General features: G+C 50.7%; 7 protein-coding genes and 5 rRNA genes. 7 read left to right on the top strand and 5 right to left on the bottom strand.

What is annotated here, in order from left to right:
- Positions 1-29 precede the first annotated feature (29 nt).
- From murA to rrf, 4 genes are all read left to right on the top strand, one after another.
- Entirely contained in the window at positions 30-1,286 is a 1,257-nt protein-coding gene (gene murA, locus N24_RS13375; protein WP_096458069.1) for a UDP-N-acetylglucosamine 1-carboxyvinyltransferase, read from the top strand.
- Positions 1,287-1,867: 581 nt separating this feature from the next.
- A 16S ribosomal RNA gene (locus tag N24_RS13365) occupies positions 1,868-3,395 on the top strand.
- 425 nt (positions 3,396-3,820) lie between these two features.
- A 23S ribosomal RNA gene (locus tag N24_RS13360) occupies positions 3,821-6,911 on the top strand.
- A gap of 124 nt (positions 6,912-7,035) precedes the next feature.
- Positions 7,036-7,152, top strand: a 5S ribosomal RNA gene (gene rrf / locus N24_RS13355).
- Together the 16S, 23S and 5S rRNA genes form the textbook arrangement of a ribosomal RNA operon.
- A gap of 222 nt (positions 7,153-7,374) precedes the next feature.
- On the opposite strand, the gene N24_RS13350 is transcribed toward rrf, so the two are convergent.
- Positions 7,375-7,875 (bottom strand): class I SAM-dependent methyltransferase, encoded by a 501-nt coding sequence (locus N24_RS13350; RefSeq protein ID WP_231911019.1) that lies wholly within the window; start codon positions 7,873-7,875, stop codon positions 7,375-7,377.
- Positions 7,876-8,185: 310 nt separating this feature from the next.
- Here N24_RS13350 and N24_RS13345 point away from each other — a divergent pair, with 310 nt between their 5' ends.
- Entirely contained in the window at positions 8,186-9,637 is a 1,452-nt protein-coding gene (locus N24_RS13345; protein ID WP_096458066.1) for an MFS transporter, read from the top strand.
- 557 nt (positions 9,638-10,194) lie between these two features.
- Here N24_RS13345 and N24_RS13340 read toward each other — a convergent pair.
- Genes N24_RS13340 through N24_RS13325 form a run of 4 tightly spaced genes read right to left on the bottom strand, consistent with a single transcriptional unit; the run spans position 10,195 to position 14,144 of the window.
- Positions 10,195-11,043, bottom strand: a complete 849-nt coding sequence (locus N24_RS13340) for a sugar phosphate isomerase/epimerase family protein (RefSeq protein WP_096458063.1) — start codon at positions 11,041-11,043, stop codon at positions 10,195-10,197.
- Positions 11,043-12,206, bottom strand: a complete 1,164-nt coding sequence (locus N24_RS13335) for a Gfo/Idh/MocA family protein (protein WP_096458059.1) — start codon at positions 12,204-12,206, stop codon at positions 11,043-11,045. The genes N24_RS13340 and N24_RS13335 overlap by 1 nt, the downstream gene beginning before the upstream one ends.
- 57 nt (positions 12,207-12,263) lie before the next feature.
- Positions 12,264-13,289, bottom strand: a complete 1,026-nt coding sequence (locus N24_RS13330; protein WP_096458056.1) for a Gfo/Idh/MocA family protein — start codon at positions 13,287-13,289, stop codon at positions 12,264-12,266.
- Positions 13,290-13,301: 12 nt separating this feature from the next.
- The gene (locus N24_RS13325; protein ID WP_096458053.1) at positions 13,302-14,144 is read right to left on the bottom strand and encodes a sugar phosphate isomerase/epimerase family protein; all 843 of its coding nucleotides are present in this window, start codon (positions 14,142-14,144) and stop codon (positions 13,302-13,304) included.
- A gap of 786 nt (positions 14,145-14,930) precedes the next feature.
- Between N24_RS13325 and N24_RS13310 the strand changes: the two genes are divergently transcribed.
- Positions 14,931-16,457, top strand: a 16S ribosomal RNA gene (locus N24_RS13310).
- A 423-nt stretch (positions 16,458-16,880) separates the two neighbouring features.
- Positions 16,881-19,973 (top strand): 23S ribosomal RNA (locus tag N24_RS13305).
- Positions 19,974-20,094 lie beyond the last annotated feature (121 nt).

Here is a 20,094-nt window from a genome sequence, read left to right as displayed (position 1 = left end):
TGCTTAAGAACATAGATAAGGTGGGGCACGTGAAAGACAAGTTTTTAGTCACTGGTGGAGCACGGCTACAGGGAGCCGTAAAAGTCGATGGAGCAAAAAACAGCGTTTTGAAGTTGATGGCTGCAGCGCTACTTGCTGAAGGAACCACAACTTTAACCAATTGCCCCGAGATCCTCGATGTTCCCCTGATGCGCGATGTCCTCGTGGGTCTGGGCTGTGAAGTAACCATTGATGGTTCGACAGTAACCATCACTACTCCAGCTGAACTCAGCTCGAATGCCGATTTCCCAGCAGTTACCCAATTCCGCGCATCTGTTTGCGTGCTGGGTCCTTTGACTGCACGATGTGGACGGGCTGTCGTTTCACTTCCCGGTGGTGACGCCATTGGTTCACGTCCTCTAGATATGCACCAAAGCGGTTTGGAAAAACTCGGTGCCACCACACGTATTTCTCACGGTGCTGTTGTAGCAGAAGCTGAGAAGCTTGTTGGTGCAAACATCACCCTCGATTTCCCATCTGTAGGTGCGACAGAAAATATTCTTACTGCGTCAGTCATGGCAGAGGGACGCACAGTCTTAGATAACGCAGCCAGGGAACCAGAAATTGTGGATCTTTGCCGCATGCTTCGATCAATGGGCGCCAACATTGAAGGTGAAGGAAGTCCAACCATCACCATCGAAGGCGTAGAAAAACTCACCCCAACTGAGCACGAAGTCATTGGCGACCGCATCGTTGCTGGCACCTGGGCTTATGCCGCAGCAATGACGCGTGGAGATATTACAGTCGGTGGAATTGCACCAAAGTACCTTCATCTTCCGCTTGAAAAACTGAAGATTGCTGGAGCCAAAGTGGAATCCTACGAAAACGGATTCCGCGTCCAAATGGATAAACAGCCAGAAGCAACTGACTATCAAACCCTTCCGTTCCCAGGTTTTCCTACCGACCTGCAGCCAATGGCTATTGGGATTAATGCTGTATCTAAAGGCACTTCGGTTATTACAGAAAATGTCTTTGAATCCCGGTTCCGCTTCGTCGATGAAATGCTTCGACTTGGCGCAGACGCAAACGTTGATGGACACCATGTTGTTATCAGAGGAATCGAACAGCTTTCTTCCACTTCAGTCTGGTCCTCAGATATTCGTGCAGGAGCAGGACTCGTCCTCGCAGCACTGTGTGCTGACGGAGTCACGGAAGTTCACGATGTATTCCACATTGATCGTGGATATCCCAACTTTGTGGAAAACCTGCAGAAGCTAGGAGCAACCATCGAAAGGGTTGCTTCTTAACTGCACTCAATCTCGCCCCCAGTGAAACAAGTGTTGAGCTGGGGGTTTGTGCTTAGTTGGGGCGCTGTGTAGATTAATTCAAGTCAGCGAGACGGACCGAGCTTAGAAAGCTATCACGAAGAAACGCTGAAAGACTTTAGAAAATTGTTTTGAAGAATTCACTTAAGTTGCATTCTGATTAACTTTTAGAGTAGAGTCGTACAAGCTGCAGGGGAGCAAGAAGTACTAAATTTCTTCTTTGTCTCTTCAGTGTGCGTGTGTTGTTTGAGAACTCAATAGTGTGCCATTTATTTTATTTTTGTCACTACCATAATCCATAGGGGTTGTGGTGGGTCATGCCGGGTGGTGGATCGCCAAAATTATCCATCACTGTAAACAATAAAACTATTGTTGGCATGATTATCGTGTGGGTGGTCTTGTTCCCCGTCAAGGGAAGAAACCCACACACATCATTATATTTTTTGATAATGCCAGTAACACCCTCTTTTTTCTGGCCATGCTTTGGTGTGGTTGGTGGGGGTGTTGTTGTTTTTGTCAGGTGTTGGGCTTTTCACAAGCCTTAAGAGACATTTTCTTGTTTTTTTGTGGAGAGTTTGATCCTGGCTCAGGACGAACGCTGGCGGCGTGCTTAACACATGCAAGTCGAACGCTGAAACTAGATGCTTGCATTTGGTGGATGAGTGGCGAACGGGTGAGTAACACGTGGGTGATCTGCCCTGCACTTTGGGATAAGCCTGGGAAACTGGGTCTAATACCGAATACTCACATCACTGTAGGGGTGGTGTGGAAAGCTTTTGCGGTGTGGGATGAGCCTGCGGCCTATCAGCTTGTTGGTGGGGTAATGGCCTACCAAGGCGTCGACGGGTAGCCGGCCTGAGAGGGTGTACGGCCACATTGGGACTGAGACACGGCCCAGACTCCTACGGGAGGCAGCAGTGGGGAATATTGCACAATGGGCGCAAGCCTGATGCAGCGACGCCGCGTGGGGGATGAAGGCCTTCGGGTTGTAAACTCCTTTCGCTTGGGACGAAGCCCACTTGTGGGTGACGGTACCTTGAGAAGAAGCACCGGCTAACTACGTGCCAGCAGCCGCGGTAATACGTAGGGTGCGAGCGTTGTCCGGAATTACTGGGCGTAAAGAGCTCGTAGGTGGTTTGTCGCGTCGTCTGTGAAATCCCGGGGCTTAACTTCGGGCGTGCAGGCGATACGGGCATAACTTGAGTGCTGTAGGGGAGACTGGAATTCCTGGTGTAGCGGTGAAATGCGCAGATATCAGGAGGAACACCGATGGCGAAGGCAGGTCTCTGGGCAGTAACTGACGCTGAGGAGCGAAAGCATGGGTAGCGAACAGGATTAGATACCCTGGTAGTCCATGCCGTAAACGGTGGGCGCTAGGTGTAGGGGTCTTCCACGACTTCTGTGCCGCAGCTAACGCATTAAGCGCCCCGCCTGGGGAGTACGGCCGCAAGGCTAAAACTCAAAGGAATTGACGGGGGCCCGCACAAGCGGCGGAGCATGTGGATTAATTCGATGCAACGCGAAGAACCTTACCTGGGCTTGACATGGACCGGATCGGCGTAGAGATACGTTTTCCCTTGTGGTCGGTTCACAGGTGGTGCATGGTTGTCGTCAGCTCGTGTCGTGAGATGTTGGGTTAAGTCCCGCAACGAGCGCAACCCTTGTCTTATGTTGCCAGCACATTTGGTGGGTACTCATGAGAGACTGCCGGGGTTAACTCGGAGGAAGGTGGGGATGACGTCAAATCATCATGCCCCTTATGTCCAGGGCTTCACACATGCTACAATGGTCGGTACAGCGAGTTGCCACACCGTGAGGTGGAGCTAATCTCTTAAAGCCGGCCTCAGTTCGGATTGGGGTCTGCAACTCGACCCCATGAAGTCGGAGTCGCTAGTAATCGCAGATCAGCAACGCTGCGGTGAATACGTTCCCGGGCCTTGTACACACCGCCCGTCACGTCATGAAAGTTGGTAACACCCGAAGCCAGTGGCCCAACCCTTGTGGGGGGAGCTGTCGAAGGTGGGATCGGCGATTGGGACGAAGTCGTAACAAGGTAGCCGTACCGGAAGGTGCGGCTGGATCACCTCCTTTCTAAGGAGCTTTATATAAACCCCGCATAAAGGCAGTGCTTTTATGGTGGGGTGTTGGTGTTGGAACCCGGATGTGGTTGCCATCAACACACTTATTTAATCGGGTGGAGATGACCCCGTGGGTGACAAAAACCAGAAACAATACTTCTGGCTGAACTAAATGGCATGCTGTTGGGTGTCTGGAATGACATCGCAAGCACCACACTGTGTGTGGTGTGTGTGGGTTGTTTCTAACATCGAGCATTCACAGCTTAATCAATTGCCTTTGTGGTGTTGGTTGTGGTGTGGGTGGTGTGTTGTGTGAGAACTGTATAGTGGACGCGAGCATCTTTATTTTTTTGTTTATTTTGTTGTGTGACCGAACGCGCCAAACGCCATGAGATGAGCACGTTGTTGTTTATTGTGGTGGTGGTTGGTTTTTTTGTGTTTGTTGTTTTTGAGGGCACACGGTGGATGCCTTGGCATATCAAGCCGATGAAGGACGTGAGAGGCTGCGTTATGCCTCGGGGAGTTGCCAACTAAGCGTTGATCCGAGGATGTCCGAATGGGGAAACCCAGCTGCAGTAATGTGTGGTTACCCATCAGTGAATATATAGCTGGTGTGGGGGTTGACACGGGGAAGTGAAACATCTCAGTACCCGTAGGAGAAGAAAACAATTGTGATTCCGTTAGTAGTGGCGAGCGAACGTGGATGATGGCTAAAACTTATGTGTGTGATACCCGGCAGGGGTTGCATGTAGGTGGTTGTGGGGCAACAACATCCATATTCTGCCGGATGTGGGCATATATCGCGTGGTTAGTGGAAGTGGTGTGGGAACGCCTACCGTAGAAGGTGAGAGTCCTGTACATGAAGGCCATGGTGGTGTGTGTGGTTGTTGATACCCCGAGTAGCAGCGGGCTCGTGGAATCTGCTGTGAATTAGCCGGGACCACCCGGTAAGCCTGAATACTTGATATGACCGATAGCGGATTAGTACCGTGAGGGAATGGTGAAAAGTACCCCGGGAGGGGAGTGAAATAGTACCTGAAACCGTGTGCTGACAATCCGTCAGAGCGCACCTTTGGTGTGTGATGGCGTGCCTTTTGAAGAATGAGCCTGCGAGTCAGCGGCATGTCGCGAGGTTAACCCGTGTGGGGTAGCCGTAGGGAAACCGAATCCTAACGAGGGTGATTTTTAGTGGCATGTCTTGGACCCGAAGCGGAGTGATCTACCCATGGCCAGTGTGAAGCAGCTGTAAGAGGTTGTGGAGGCGCGAACCCACTTAGGTTGAAAACTGAGGGGATGAGTTGTGGGTAGGGGTGAAAGGCCAATCAAACTCCGTGATAGCTGGTTCTCCCCGAAATGCATTTAGGTGCAGCGTTGTGTGTTTCTTGCCGGAGGTAGAGCTACTGGATGGTTTAGCGGGACTATCATCTTAGCGACATCAGCCAAACTCCGAATGCCGGTAAGTGAGAGTGCAGCAGTGAGACTGCGGGGGATAAGCTTCGTAGTCGAGAGGGAAACAGCCCAGATCGCCGGCTAAGGCCCCTAAGGGTGTGCTAAGTGGAAAAGGAGGTGGGGTCGCGAAGACAGCCAGGAGGTTGGCTTAGAAGCAGCCATCCTTGAAAGAGTGCGTAATAGCTCACTGGTCGAGTGATTCCGCGCCGACAATGTAGTGGGGCTTAAGTACACCGCCGAAGCCGCGGCAATGATCCCTTGTGGATTGTTGGGTAGGGGAGCGTCGTGCACTACGGTGAAGCTTGAGGGTGACCTTGGGTGGAGTGTGTGCGAGTGAGAATGCAGGCATGAGTAACGATTGATGCGTGAGAAACGTATCCGCCGGATGACTAAGGGTTCCTGGGTCAAGTTAATCTTCCCAGGGTGAGTCGGGGCCTAAGGCGAGGCCGACAGGCGTAGTCGATGGATAACGGGTTGATATTCCCGTACCCGAGTATCAGCGACCATGGTGAATCAGTGATACTAACCACCCATAAGCACCTGTCACTTTCTTTGATTGTGGTGGTGTGTGGTTGCGTGGGACCTGATCTGGTAGTAGCTAAGTGATGGGGTGACGCAGGGAGGTAGCCTAGCCACTTATTGGATTGTGGTGTAAGCGTGTGGCACGCAGTGTAGGTCAAATCCGCACTGTTTTTGTGTGAGGCGTGATGCGGAGCCCTTTTTGGGTGAAGTGGGTGATCCTGTGCTGTCGAGAAAAGCCTCTAGCGATGGTGGTATTCGGCCCGTACCCTAAACCGACACAGGTAGTCAGGTAGAGAATACTAAGGCGTTCGGGTGAACTGTGGTTAAGGAACTCGGCAAAATGCCCCCATAACTTCGGGAGAAGGGGGGCCACTACTGGTGGGAAGATCATGCATCTTTTTTGCTGGTGGTGGTCGCAGAGAATAGAGGGAAGCGACTGTTTACTAAAAACACAGGTCCGTGCGAAGACGTTGAAGTTGATGTATACGGACTGACGCCTGCCCGGTGCTGGAAGGTTAAGAGGACCGGTTAGTGAAGTTTACTTTGCGAAGCTGAGAATTTAAGCCCCAGTAAACGGCGGTGGTAACTATAACCATCCTAAGGTAGCGAAATTCCTTGTCGGGTAAGTTCCGACCTGCACGAATGGCGTAACGACTTCCCTGCTGTCTCAACCACAGGCCCGGTGAAATTGCAGTACGAGTAAAGATGCTCGTTACGCGCGGCAGGACGAAAAGACCCCGGGACCTTCACTATAGCTTGGTATTGGTGTTTGATTCGGTTTGTGTAGGATAGGTGGGAGACTGTGATCATGTGACGCTAGTTGTGTGTGAGTCGTTGGTGAAATACCACTCTGATCGGATTGGATGTCTAACCTTGGCCCATGATCTGGGTTGGGGACAGTGCCTGGTGGGTAGTTTAACTGGGGCGGTTGCCTCCCAAAATGTAACGGAGGCGCCCAAAGGTTTCCTCAGCTTGGTTGGTAATCAGGTGGTGAGTGTAAGTGCACAAGGGAGCTTGACTGTGACACTGACAGGTGGAGCAGGGACGAAAGTCGGGACTAGTGATCCGGCACCTACTTGTGGTTGTGGTGTCGCTCAACGGATAAAAGGTACCCCGGGGATAACAGGCTGATCTTCCCCAAGAGTCCATATCGACGGGATGGTTTGGCACCTCGATGTCGGCTCGTCGCATCCTGGGGCTGGAGTAGGTCCCAAGGGTTGGGCTGTTCGCCCATTAAAGCGGCACGCGAGCTGGGTTTAGAACGTCGTGAGACAGTTCGGTCTCTATCCGCCGCGCGCGTTGAAACTTGAAGGAAGGCTGTCCCTAGTACGAGAGGACCGGGACGGACGTACCTCTGGTGTGCCAGTTGTTCCGCCAGGAGCAGGGCTGGTTGGCTACGTACGGGAGGGATAACCGCTGAAAGCATCTAAGCGGGAAGCCTGTTTCGAGATGAGGTTTCGTTTGAGGTTCCCTGTAGATTATGGGGTTGATAGGCCAGATCTGGAAGCACTGTGAGGTGTGGAGGTGACTGGTACTAATGTACCGATAACAACAAACACCCCTTTTGGGGGTTGTTCTAACGCAACGTAACAAATGAGCATATAAAAATGTGTGTTCGCGTCCATTATGCAGTGTCTGACACAACACAACCAGCCTGTGTGGTTGGTTTGGTGTGTGGTTGTGTCGGTGGTGATAGTAGCAGGGAAACGCCCGGTCCCTTTCCGAACCCGGAAGCTAAGCCTGGTTACGCTGATGGTACTGCACTCGGGAGGGTGTGGGAGAGTAGGTTACCGCCGACCAAAAACTTAACAAATAATATGTAGCCCCTAGAAACACAACAGTGTGTTCCTAGGGGCTATATTTATTTCCACAAGGGAGTGGTACATGCACACACAAGTGCACGTACCACTCCCTTTTTGCGTTTCTATGCTTGTTTAAGGCTTTGTCCACTCCAATAGATATCGGAAGTAGAGCCCACGCCTAATATGGCAGCCAGGCAGTAAATCGCTTGTGATCTAACGCTAGGATCGGGTGGATTCTTTGAAGCTTTCAGTAGGTTCTTTTGTAGGGAATTTGTAGTTCTTTTCCTCCTTAAACATAAGGCCGATCGGTCGAGCAAATAGAGATTGAATTGTAGCGATAAACCAATCAAGGGGCGTTTTGTTCTTGGATAGGCCTACGATGAGTAGTTTGCCTCCGGGGTTCAGTCGATCGTCCGCTTTCCGAAGAGCAGATGTGGTTTCCATGTGATGGAGGGAAGCGATGAATGTAATCGCATCGTAGGATTGTGCGCTTTGGAATTTTTCAAACGTGGTGTTGATCAATGGGTCGACCACGGTTACCCGTCGTCCTGGTACCTGTGCTGCGGCTAGTGACGTGAATGTGTGGTCGCCGGAGCCGACGTCGAGAAGCGATCTCTTATTGCCTAATTTCTTCAGTAGCCAGGGATGGTAGGCGTTGTTGTGATTCCAGGTATTTATGCTGTTTAGGGTACTGCCTTTAATGTGATCATTTCGGGGCATGCTGGTCACTTTGTTCTGTGTTCTCTACCCCCGTATTTGTCAACGGACTTCTTTGCAATGCTTAACGAGCATTCGTGGTCGAGTGGGAGCCGATTCTATTTTTGCAGGTACCCCAAGTGTTTAGATCACATGTTTAGTCATCGATTGAAGTTACCTTATTTGCACTTTTTGCTCGTAGTTTAAATCACTACCCCTTTTTGATTGTGTGGTGGATTACAGAGTGTCTTGATTGGTAGCATGTATCACCAATACCATGGTTCAGTTCATTTCAAGTTAACCTATTCAGATTCTGTGCAAATTGGAGATACAGATGACCAACACTATTGGTGCAGCTGCACCCACAACAGTCGAACGAGAAGTGCGACCATTCGGCTTCCGCGACAAACTCGGCTACATGTTCGGCGACTTTGGAAATGACTTCACGTTTATTTTGCAGTCGACATTTTTTATGCTGTTTTATACCAATGTCGTTGGTATTCATCCCGGGCACGTAGGCACCTTGTTGTTGGTTGCACGTATTTTTGACGCATTTACGGACGTTGCAATGGGAATTATTGTCGACCGTTTCCCCAACGCTAAAGCGGGCTTCAAATTCAAGCGATGGGTGAAATGGATAGCTATTCCCGTCGCTATCGCGTCAGCACTGATGTATATGTCTTTTGTTGCTGATTTCGATTCTTATGCAGCGAAGGTCGTCTGGATGACTGCTACCTATTTCTTGTGGGGATCTTTCTGCTATAGCGCGATTAATATTCCTTACGGCTCTATGGCGTCAGTGATTTCTGCGAATCCTGATGATCGTTCCCATCTTTCAGCATGGCGCTCGACCGGAGGTAATCTTGCGAACATCGTTATCTCGAGCCTGCTTCCACTGATCGTTTATGTCACCAACGCTGCAGGTGTATCTGTTATCTCCGGTGAACGGATGATGTGGGCGGCAGTGGTCTGTTCAATCCTCGCGGTCTTTTGTTACGCAGGTTTGTACTTCCTCGTGGAGGAAAGAGTTATTGAAAACCAGGATGTGCCAAAGCAATCTGTTGGACTAGGTAAAATGCTCGCAACTGTCTTAAGCAACCGGGCGCTGCTCGCACTAATCGTTGCAGCATTGGTTCTGCTTCTTGCTTTCATGTATGTGGGAGGAATGCTGGGATACCTTTTCCTTGAGTACTTCCATGATGGTCGTTTGCAGTCTCCTGCTTCCTTTGTTGCTTTGGTTCCATCACTAATTCTCATTGTTTTGTCACCATGGTTGGCAAAGAAGTTTGGCAAGGCTGAAGTCGGGATAACCGTAACCTTTGCCGCTGGTGTCATTTTCTTAGTGGCATATTTCTTGAAGATTGAAAGTGCCGCGGTATGGATTAGCTTCTATGCGGTAGCGATGTTTTGTGTCAACGTTTTCAACTTCTTGATCTGGGCATTCATTACAGATGTGATTGATTATCAAGAAGTACGCACAGGACACCGTGACGATGGAACTGTTTATGCGGTGTACTCCTGGGCACGCAAGCTTGGTCAGGCTCTTGCTGGATTCCTGATCGGTGCATCTTTAGCGTGGGTGGGATTTGATTCTGAGGTTGCATCTCAGGGACTTGCCCAACCGCAGTCTGCAGTTGATGGTGTGTACTTCCTAGCTAATGTTATCCCTGGTGTCGGCTTGATTGTGGTTTCATTGGCTTTGCTCTTCTTGTACCCGCTAAAGAAGAAGACTGTTGATCAAAACGTTGCGATTCTCGCTTCCAGGCGTGATGCGACAGTGGTATAAGGTCTAGCCTAAATAACGTCATGTGACAAAACCTCTTGGGTGTTATCCATCGAAGCACCCGGGAGGTTTTTGCCTGTTTAAATAGTCCCGGTTACTGATGAGGTTTTTGTTAATCGCATAAATAAACTGGGCAGTTGGTTTTGGATTGATGCTGTTACAGGCCGTTTAAGCAACCGAGTTTTCCACATGAGTATTTGTAACAGGTGGAATCTTTGAAAGCCTTACAAGCGATTCTGAAGGGGGCACTTTTCCTAGATCTTCTTTTCAGATTTGTCTCTTATTTGATCGCGCAACCAAGAGCGCTTATTTTGTGCCGGGTTTTGGTCAAATATGCAGGTATTCGGTCGATCAAACTTGTTCTGGTGACCAAGGATCCTTAAAGCGCCTATGGATTTGGCCGTATATGACGGCTTTAGAACGTGCCCCACGATGTCTGACCATGGTGTCTGACCCATGGTGTTTAAATGAATGATCCTCCACCAGCCAGAAGGGTTGGTGGAGGAGGGAGGCGTCGAAAAGCAAATTAAAGGAGGCAGTAACTGCCTCCTTTAATTGCCCTACCAGCCTATAGAGTCTAAGTATTCGCGGGAATCCTTGATGCAATCGAAGGGGTCGCGACCGTAGGTCATGTCCTGTTCGATGAAGTAGTATTCAGCACCTGCTGCTTGTGCGGCGGGGAGTAGCTTTGGCCAGTTCATGTTTCCTTGGCCGACTTCGGCGAACTCCACGATGTTGACAAATTTCTCATAGCCTTTGATAAAGTCTCCGGCGGTGAAAAGATCCATCGCTTCCTGGGGGAGTTCGGTGACTCGGAAATCTTTAACGTGGATGAGTTTACAGACACCGGCGTATTCCTTGAGCATGTCCAAGGGTGCCATGCCGCCTCGTTGAACCCAGTGGAGATCTACTTCGAAGTAGAGGGAAGGGGCTACGCGTCGAACGATGTCGAAGATGCGTTCATTTCCGAATTTGTGCAGGTCAACGTGATGATTGTGGTAGCACAGTGTGATACCTTCTGCTGCCAAACGTGCCGCGTACGGTTCAACCTCGGCAGCCCAGGCTTCAGTGGCTTCTTTTGACGTCATGGCTTGAAAAGGCATCATGCCGATGCGGGTGAATTTGACTCCGAGACGCTTGCAGTCTGCCACAATCTTGTCAAAGTCGGTCTCGAGGTTATCTACGCCTGGTGCCGCGGATGGTCCATATGCCACCGATAACGCTCCGACTTCAATGCCTAACTCCGAAATACCTCGCTCAAGGGCTGCGGTGTTTTCCTCATTCATGGGGATTTGGGATACCTCAACTGAAGCGATGTTGAGTTCCTTGAGCTTTTCAAGGACTGGGTACATGCCTTGTTCGGCGACCTGATCCTTAAGCATCATCATTTGCACGCCAATATTTGCCATTAGTTACGCACCTCAAATTTTCCTTCTGCCTCGATGCGTTTGTTGAGCTCATTGAGGTAGGTTTGCTCATCAAAGTTAACCAAGTCCACTTCCTCGCCAGTCCAAGAAGAAAGGTGGATTCCGTTTGCCAAGGCAACGCCGTAAATACCGTCGCTGCCTGGTGCTAAGAGTTCTTCTTCGCCGTGGATGGCGGCAGCAAAGTTGCGCATGACCTCGCAGTGTTGTTCGCCCCACACGGATTCGTACGCTTTAGTTTCCACGGAGAGGTACTTGGTCATGTCTAACTGGCCGGTGAACAATTTGCGGACATCTTCCATGTCCATGTTTTGCGATAAAACTTCCTCATTATCAACAAGGCGTGAAATGGTGACCTTCTTGGAGTCATCAACGACGATCTTGCCCTTATCGCATAGGATTTCCAGGCGATCGGTACCAATCATGTCGTGGGTACAGGTGATAAAAGCACCGGATGCGCCATCGGGGAAGGACACCAGTGCGTGGACTTCATCTTCAACTGCAATGTCACGTCGGAAGCCATAGGAATTGCGTGCAAATACTTTCTCGGGAGTTCCGCAGATCCATTGCCACAGATCGAGCTGGTGAGGTGCCTGATTCACCAGCACGCCACCGCCTTCACCGCCCCATGTTGCACGCCAATCTGACTGGTTGTAGTAACCCTGCGGGCGCCACCATGTGGTGATAATCCAAGAAGTGTGGCGTAGTTTGCCCAGTTCACCGGAATCCATGATGGATTTTAGATCCTTGTACAGCTGGTTGGTGCGCTGGTTGAAAAATACGCCGAACTTCAACTCAGGTTTGGTTTTTGCAAACTCGATCAGTTCCTTAGCCTGCTTGGTGTACACGCCAACTGGCTTTTCTACGAGCGCGTGCACATTGTTTTCCAGCGCGAAAATCCCAATTTCCGGGTGGAGGTAGTGGGGGACAGTCGTAACAATGGCATCAACATCACCCGAGGTAACAAGTTCTTTGTAATCAGCGTAGAAAGGGACACCGTATTCTCCGGCTTGTTCTTTCTTTTCTGGAAGGATGTCACAAATCGCCCCGATTTCCATATTGTCAACGCGGCCATCGCGAAGGAAGTTTGCATACATTGCTCCTTCAGCGCCGAGGCCGATGATACCCAGTCGGATTTTCTTGTTCATGTGATTCTCCTTGGTTGAATTGGCGGGTTAACTTCTTAGAAGTTATTTTCTTAGAAGTTATTTTCTTGAGAGTGAAGAGCTGTAGATTTCTTTTGCAATCTTTAATGAGGACATGGCTTCTTCCGGGCCAATCCAAAATGGTTCTTCATCGTGCAGTTTTTCGTAGAAATCTCGAATGAAAAGCTCATGGCTTACACCCCAATAGCTTCTGCCTTCTGTCTCCTGGGTGCGTTCTTGGAAGTGCTCAACCCGGCCATCAGCCCAGTTGACCACCAAGCCGTCCCGTAGTTCTACCAGTGCGTTTTCGCAGTCAAGCTCAATTTCTACATGGCGGTGGCGGGAATTGGTGAGTGTTCCGTAGAAGCTTGTATGAACTCCCGATTCATGGCCGATATATGCGTGGGCAGTGTCTTCAACATCGATAACATCTGCGTATTTATCTGTAGAAACTGTGCCTTTGACTGATTCGGCTGGGCCTAAGAACCACTGCAAGAGATCTAGAGTGTGAATTGCTTGGTTCATTAACAGGCCGCCACCGGAGTGAGCCTGCTGGCCACGCCACGGTTTTTGGGTGTAATACCCTGGAGTTCTAGTCCATACGACAGATGCATATGCACCATTTATGGTTCCGAGTTCCCCAGAATCTAGTAGTCGACGCAGTTCCTGCGAAGACACGTTGTAGCGATTCTGGTAGCACACACCGATTTTTGGAGCACGAACCTGGGCCTGGGACTGTCGCTGGGCCTCAAGGTAGTCAATGAGACGCTGGGCTTGTGCCAACTCATTAGCCAAAGGCTTTTCGACGATCACATGCACCCCTTGGCTTAACGCCTCAATGGCCAAATCAATGTGTTGATCGTGGGGAGTGGTGATGTGCACAACGTCCACAGGGTGTTTAGCCAACAAATCTGGCAAGCTTTCGTAGGCTTCCACACCAACGTGGTCTGCAAAGTCTTGTGCAATGGAAAGGTCTTTGTCCACTACGGCGACAAAGTTAATGCCCAGTTCTTCGCCTAAAGCTGCTAATGCTTCTGCGTGAACAATCGCAACATCGCCGCAGCCGACAATTGCTGCATTTGTCATAATCAATTGTCCTTAGTCGTAATCTGCGCCGAGCGTGTCCAGGATTTCTACCAGTGCTTTGTGTGCACTACTCCATAGTTCTGGTCCGCATAGCCCACCAAACTCATCGAAATCACCTAGATGAGGTTCGATGGAAACAAAGCCGTTGTATCCCTGCTGGTTAAGTGCAGATAAAAGCTCGGGGTATTGTCCATCGCCCTGGCCGGCTGGCTTGATAATTCCAAGTGGGTGATCGGTGTCCGGAATAGTGGCGTCTTTGACATGGACATAATCCACATAATTTTTAACCAGGGGCCAGGCTTCATCGAATGGTTTAAATCCAGTTTGCACATAGTTGGCGGCATCGTAGATAGCACGGTAAGTAGGCGAATCAATGCTTGTGACTAGGTCTTTTACCCGTTGAGGGGAATCGCCGTAGATTCCCTTCTCGTTTTCATGAAGCAAGATGATGCCACCGGCTTCAGCAAGCTCAACCATTGCGCGAGTTCTGGAGAGGACTTCTTCACGGTAATCCTCCGGGTTGTCTCCTTCTGGGATAAAGAAGGAAAACATGCGGATATATTTCGCATTAAAAAACTTCGCTACCTCAATACCGTGGGTAGCGCGTGCCAAATGATCCTCAAAAGGATCAGTGATATTGATTTTGCCCAAATCGGAGCCAACAGCAGAAAGCGAAATTCCCGCTGCGTCGAGCTTAGATTTAGCGTCCGTTAGTTGTTGTTCATTGAGATCAAGAATTTTGGTTCCCCATGCGCTGCGGAACTCCACATGGTTGATGTTCAATTTCGATAGAAGGGAAATCTGTTCATCGAGATCATGCGCGATCTCATCGGCAAATCCAGTAATAGTAAACAAGGTAGCCCTCGCTTCATGTGATGTGAGTTTCGACGGTTCAAATCTGCGTCCCAGATCACTTTACATACCAAAAAGCGGTATTGGTAGGATCATTAAATACTTCCCCCCAAAGATCACACCTACAATAAAGGCGCTTTTCGACGCCGCCCTCCCCACGCTCGAGCAAGGTTGTCGGGCGGACTGCGGGTAGTGTGTGGTTGAATAGCGTGTTGACCTGTGTGTTTGCGGGTTGATTAAAGGGTGTGTAACTTAATTGAAGTCAGCGCGACCAACAACGCCCCACCACAGTGTGGATTGTGTGGCGGATCTAGGAAAACAAACGCTGGCAAAACATCAACAAACCTTCCATTTTTGAAGAACATCACCGATTTGGTGAACATCATCAAGATGAAGTAACGTTGAACAAGCTGCCAACAAGACATCAACCAACAAAAAACGTTGTGTGTTTTGGGGTGTGCGTGTGTTGTTTGAGAACTCAATAGTGTGCCATTTATTTTATTTTTGTCACTACCATTTCACATATTTTTGTGAGGTGGTGGGTCATGCCGGGTGGTGGATCGCCAAAATTATCCATCACTGTAAACAATAAAACTATTGTTGGCATGATTATCGTGTGGGTGGTCTTGTTCCCCGTCAAGGGAAGAAACCCACACACATCATTATTTATTTTGATAATGCCAGTAACACCCTCTTTTTTCTGGCCATGCTTTGGTGTGGTTGGTGGGGGTGTTGTTGTTTTTGTCAGGTGTTGGGCTTTTCACAAGCCTTAAGCATTTTTCATGTTTTTTTGTGGAGAGTTTGATCCTGGCTCAGGACGAACGCTGGCGGCGTGCTTAACACATGCAAGTCGAACGCTGAAGCCCTAGCTTGCTGGGGTGGATGAGTGGCGAACGGGTGAGTAACACGTGGGTGATCTGCCCTGCACTTTGGGATAAGCCTGGGAAACTGGGTCTAATACCGAATACTCACATCACTGTAGGGGTGGTGTGGAAAGCTTTTGCGGTGTGGGATGAGCCTGCGGCCTATCAGCTTGTTGGTGGGGTAATGGCCTACCAAGGCGTCGACGGGTAGCCGGCCTGAGAGGGTGTACGGCCACATTGGGACTGAGACACGGCCCAGACTCCTACGGGAGGCAGCAGTGGGGAATATTGCACAATGGGCGCAAGCCTGATGCAGCGACGCCGCGTGGGGGATGAAGGCCTTCGGGTTGTAAACTCCTTTCGCTTGGGACGAAGCCCACTTGTGGGTGACGGTACCTTGAGAAGAAGCACCGGCTAACTACGTGCCAGCAGCCGCGGTAATACGTAGGGTGCGAGCGTTGTCCGGAATTACTGGGCGTAAAGAGCTCGTAGGTGGTTTGTCGCGTCGTCTGTGAAATCCCGGGGCTTAACTTCGGGCGTGCAGGCGATACGGGCATAACTTGAGTGCTGTAGGGGAGACTGGAATTCCTGGTGTAGCGGTGAAATGCGCAGATATCAGGAGGAACACCGATGGCGAAGGCAGGTCTCTGGGCAGTAACTGACGCTGAGGAGCGAAAGCATGGGTAGCGAACAGGATTAGATACCCTGGTAGTCCATGCCGTAAACGGTGGGCGCTAGGTGTAGGGGTCTTCCACGACTTCTGTGCCGCAGCTAACGCATTAAGCGCCCCGCCTGGGGAGTACGGCCGCAAGGCTAAAACTCAAAGGAATTGACGGGGGCCCGCACAAGCGGCGGAGCATGTGGATTAATTCGATGCAACGCGAAGAACCTTACCTGGGCTTGACATGGACCGGATCGGCGTAGAGATACGTTTTCCCTTGTGGTCGGTTCACAGGTGGTGCATGGTTGTCGTCAGCTCGTGTCGTGAGATGTTGGGTTAAGTCCCGCAACGAGCGCAACCCTTGTCTTATGTTGCCAGCACATTTGGTGGGTACTCATGAGAGACTGCCGGGGTTAACTCGGAGGAAGGTGGGGATGACGTCAAATCATCATGCCCCTTATGTCCAGGGCTTCACACATGCTACAATGGTCGGTACAGCGAGTTGCCACACCGTGAGGTGGAGCTAATCTCTTAAAGCCGGCCTCAGTTCGGATTGGGGTCTGCAACTCGACCCCATGAAGTCGGAGTCGCTAGTAATCGCAGATCAGCAACGCTGCGGTGAATACGTTCCCGGGCCTTGTACACACCGCCCGTCACGTCATGAAAGTTGGTAACACCCGAAGCCAGTGGCCCAACCTTTTTTGGGGGGAGCTGTCGAAGGTGGGATCGGCGATTGGGACGAAGTCGTAACAAGGTAGCCGTACCGGAAGGTGCGGCTGGATCACCTCCTTTCTAAGGAGCTTTATATAAACCACCACTAGAGCAGTTGTTTGGGTGTGTGGTTGTTGGTGTTGGAACCCGGATGTGGTTGCCACCAACACTTATTTAATCGGGTGGAGATGACCCCCTGGGGTGACAAAAACCAGAAACAATACTTCTGGCTGAATTAGATGGCATGCTGTTGGGTGTCTGGAATGACATCGCAAGCGCCACACTGTGTGTGGTGTGTGTGGGTTGTTTCTAACATCGAGCATTCACAGCTTAATCAATTGCCTTTGTGGTGTTGGTTGTGGTGTGGGTGGTGTGTTGTGTGAGAACTGTATAGTGGACGCGAGCATCTTTATTTTTTTGTTTATTTTGTTGTGTGACCGAACGCGCCAAACGCCATGAGATGAGCACGTTGTTGTTTATTGTGGTGGTGGTTGGTTTTTTGTGTTTGTTGTTTTTTAGGGCACACGGTGGATGCCTTGGCATATCAAGCCGATGAAGGACGTGAGAGGCTGCGTTATGCCTCGGGGAGTTGCCAACTAAGCGTTGATCCGAGGATGTCCGAATGGGGAAACCCAGCTGCAGTAATGTGTGGTTACCCATCAGTGAATATATAGCTGGTGTGGGGGTTGACACGGGGAAGTGAAACATCTCAGTACCCGTAGGAGAAGAAAACAATTGTGATTCCGTTAGTAGTGGCGAGCGAACGTGGATGATGGCTAAAACTTATGTGTGTGATACCCGGCAGGGGTTGCATGTAGGTGGTTGTGGGGCAACAACATCCATATTCTGCCGGATGTGGGCATATATCGCGTGGTTAGTGGAAGTGGTGTGGGAACGCCTACCGTAGAAGGTGAGAGTCCTGTACATGAAGGCCATGGTGGTGTGTGTGGTTGTTGATACCCCGAGTAGCAGCGGGCTCGTGGAATCTGCTGTGAATTAGCCGGGACCACCCGGTAAGCCTGAATACTTGATATGACCGATAGCGGATTAGTACCGTGAGGGAATGGTGAAAAGTACCCCGGGAGGGGAGTGAAATAGTACCTGAAACCGTGTGCTGACAATCCGTCAGAGCGCACCTTTGGTGTGTGATGGCGTGCCTTTTGAAGAATGAGCCTGCGAGTCAGCGGCATGTCGCGAGGTTAACCCGTGTGGGGTAGCCGTAGGGAAACCGAATCCTAACGAGGGTGATTTTTTTAGTGGCATGTCTTGGACCCGAAGCGGAGTGATCTACCCATGGCCAGTGTGAAGCAGCTGTAAGAGGTTGTGGAGGCGCGAACCCACTTAGGTTGAAAACTGAGGGGATGAGTTGTGGGTAGGGGTGAAAGGCCAATCAAACTCCGTGATAGCTGGTTCTCCCCGAAATGCATTTAGGTGCAGCGTTGTGTGTTTCTTGCCGGAGGTAGAGCTACTGGATGGTTTAGCGGGACTATCATCTTAGCGACATCAGCCAAACTCCGAATGCCGGTAAGTGAGAGTGCAGCAGTGAGACTGCGGGGGATAAGCTTCGTAGTCGAGAGGGAAACAGCCCAGATCGCCGGCTAAGGCCCCTAAGGGTGTGCTAAGTGGAAAAGGAGGTGGGGTCGCGAAGACAGCCAGGAGGTTGGCTTAGAAGCAGCCATCCTTGAAAGAGTGCGTAATAGCTCACTGGTCGAGTGATTCCGCGCCGACAATGTAGTGGGGCTTAAGTACACCGCCGAAGCCGCGGCAATGATCCCTTGTGGATTGTTGGGTAGGGGAGCGTCGTGCACTACGGTGAAGCTTGAGGGTGACCTTGGGTGGAGTGTGTGCGAGTGAGAATGCAGGCATGAGTAACGATTGATGCGTGAGAAACGTATCCGCCGGATGACTAAGGGTTCCTGGGTCAAGTTAATCTTCCCAGGGTGAGTCGGGGCCTAAGGCGAGGCCGACAGGCGTAGTCGATGGATAACGGGTTGATATTCCCGTACCCGAGTATCAGCGACCATGGTGAATCAGTGATACTAACCACCCATAAGCACCTGTCACTTTCTTTGATTGTGGTGGTGTGTGGTTGCGTGGGACCTGATCTGGTAGTAGCTAAGTGATGGGGTGACGCAGGGAGGTAGCCTAGCCACTTATTGGATTGTGGTGTAAGCGTGTGGCACGCAGTGTAGGTCAAATCCGCACTGTTTTTGTGTGAGGCGTGATGCGGAGCCCTTTTTGGGTGAAGTGGGTGATCCTGTGCTGTCGAGAAAAGCCTCTAGCGATGGTGGTATTCGGCCCGTACCCTAAACCGACACAGGTAGTCAGGTAGAGAATACTAAGGCGTTCGGGTGAACTGTGGTTAAGGAACTCGGCAAAATGCCCCCATAACTTCGGGAGAAGGGGGGCCACTACTGGTGGGAAGATCATGCATCTTTTTTGCTGGTGGTGGTCGCAGAGAATAGAGGGAAGCGACTGTTTACTAAAAACACAGGTCCGTGCGAAGACGTTGAAGTTGATGTATACGGACTGACGCCTGCCCGGTGCTGGAAGGTTAAGAGGACCGGTTAGTGAAGTTTACTTTGCGAAGCTGAGAATTTAAGCCCCAGTAAACGGCGGTGGTAACTATAACCATCCTAAGGTAGCGAAATTCCTTGTCGGGTAAGTTCCGACCTGCACGAATGGCGTAACGACTTCCCTGCTGTCTCAACCACAGGCCCGGTGAAATTGCAGTACGAGTAAAGATGCTCGTTACGCGCGGCAGGACGAAAAGACCCCGGGACCTTCACTATAGCTTGGTATTGGTGTTTGATTCGGTTTGTGTAGGATAGGTGGGAGACTGTGATCATGTGACGCTAGTTGTGTGTGAGTCGTTGGTGAAATACCACTCTGATCGGATTGGATGTCTAACCTTGGCCCATGATCTGGGTTGGGGACAGTGCCTGGTGGGTAGTTTAACTGGGGCGGTTGCCTCCCAAAATGTAACGGAGGCGCCCAAAGGTTTCCTCAGCTTGGTTGGTAATCAGGTGGTGAGTGTAAGTGCACAAGGGAGCTTGACTGTGACACTGACAGGTGGAGCAGGGACGAAAGTCGGGACTAGTGATCCGGCACCTACTTGTGGTTGTGGTGTCGCTCAACGGATAAAAGGTACCCCGGGGATAACAGGCTGATCTTCCCCAAGAGTCCATATCGACGGGATGGTTTGGCACCTCGATGTCGGCTCGTCGCATCCTGGGGCTGGAGTAGGTCCCAAGGGTTGGGCTGTTCGCCCATTAAAGCGGCACGCGAGCTGGGTTTAGAACGTCGTGAGACAGTTCGGTCTCTATCCGCCGCGCGCGTTGAAACTTGAAGGAAGGCTGTCCCTAGTACGAGAGGACCGGGACGGACGTACCTCTGGTGTGCCAGTTGTTCCGCCAGGAGCAGGGCTGGTTGGCTACGTACGGGAGGGATAACCGCTGAAAGCATCTAAGCGGGAAGCCTGTTTCGAGATGAGGTTTCGTTTGAGGTTCCCTGTAGATTATGGGGTTGATAGGCCAGATCTGGAAGCACTGTGAGGTGTGGAGGTGACTGGTACTAATGTACCGATAACAACAAACACCCCGTGTGGGGTTGTTCCTAAACGCAACGTAACGAAAAATTGAACATGTGGTGTTCGCGTCCATTATGCAGTGTCTGACACAACACAACCAGCCTGTTGGTTGGTTTGGTGTGTGGTTGT

The organism is Corynebacterium suranareeae, assembly GCF_002355155.1.
Classification (GTDB): Bacteria; Actinomycetota; Actinomycetes; order Mycobacteriales; family Mycobacteriaceae; genus Corynebacterium; species Corynebacterium suranareeae.
Note: the sequence above shows the minus strand (reverse complement) of the source record. Positions and strands in the feature narration are given on the sequence as shown.

What these genes read in the sequence shown, in the direction of transcription:
- N24_RS13350 (WP_231911019.1), bottom strand. Translation starts at nt 7,875, where the DNA reads ATGCCCCGAAATGATCACATTAAAGGCAGTACCCTAAACAGCATAAAT.
- N24_RS13345 (WP_096458066.1), top strand. Translation starts at nt 8,186, where the DNA reads ATGACCAACACTATTGGTGCAGCTGCACCCACAACAGTCGAACGAGAA.
- N24_RS13340 (WP_096458063.1), bottom strand. Translation starts at nt 11,043, where the DNA reads ATGGCAAATATTGGCGTGCAAATGATGATGCTTAAGGATCAGGTCGCC.
- N24_RS13335 (WP_096458059.1), bottom strand. Translation starts at nt 12,206, where the DNA reads ATGAACAAGAAAATCCGACTGGGTATCATCGGCCTCGGCGCTGAAGGA.
- N24_RS13330 (WP_096458056.1), bottom strand. Translation starts at nt 13,289, where the DNA reads ATGACAAATGCAGCAATTGTCGGCTGCGGCGATGTTGCGATTGTTCAC.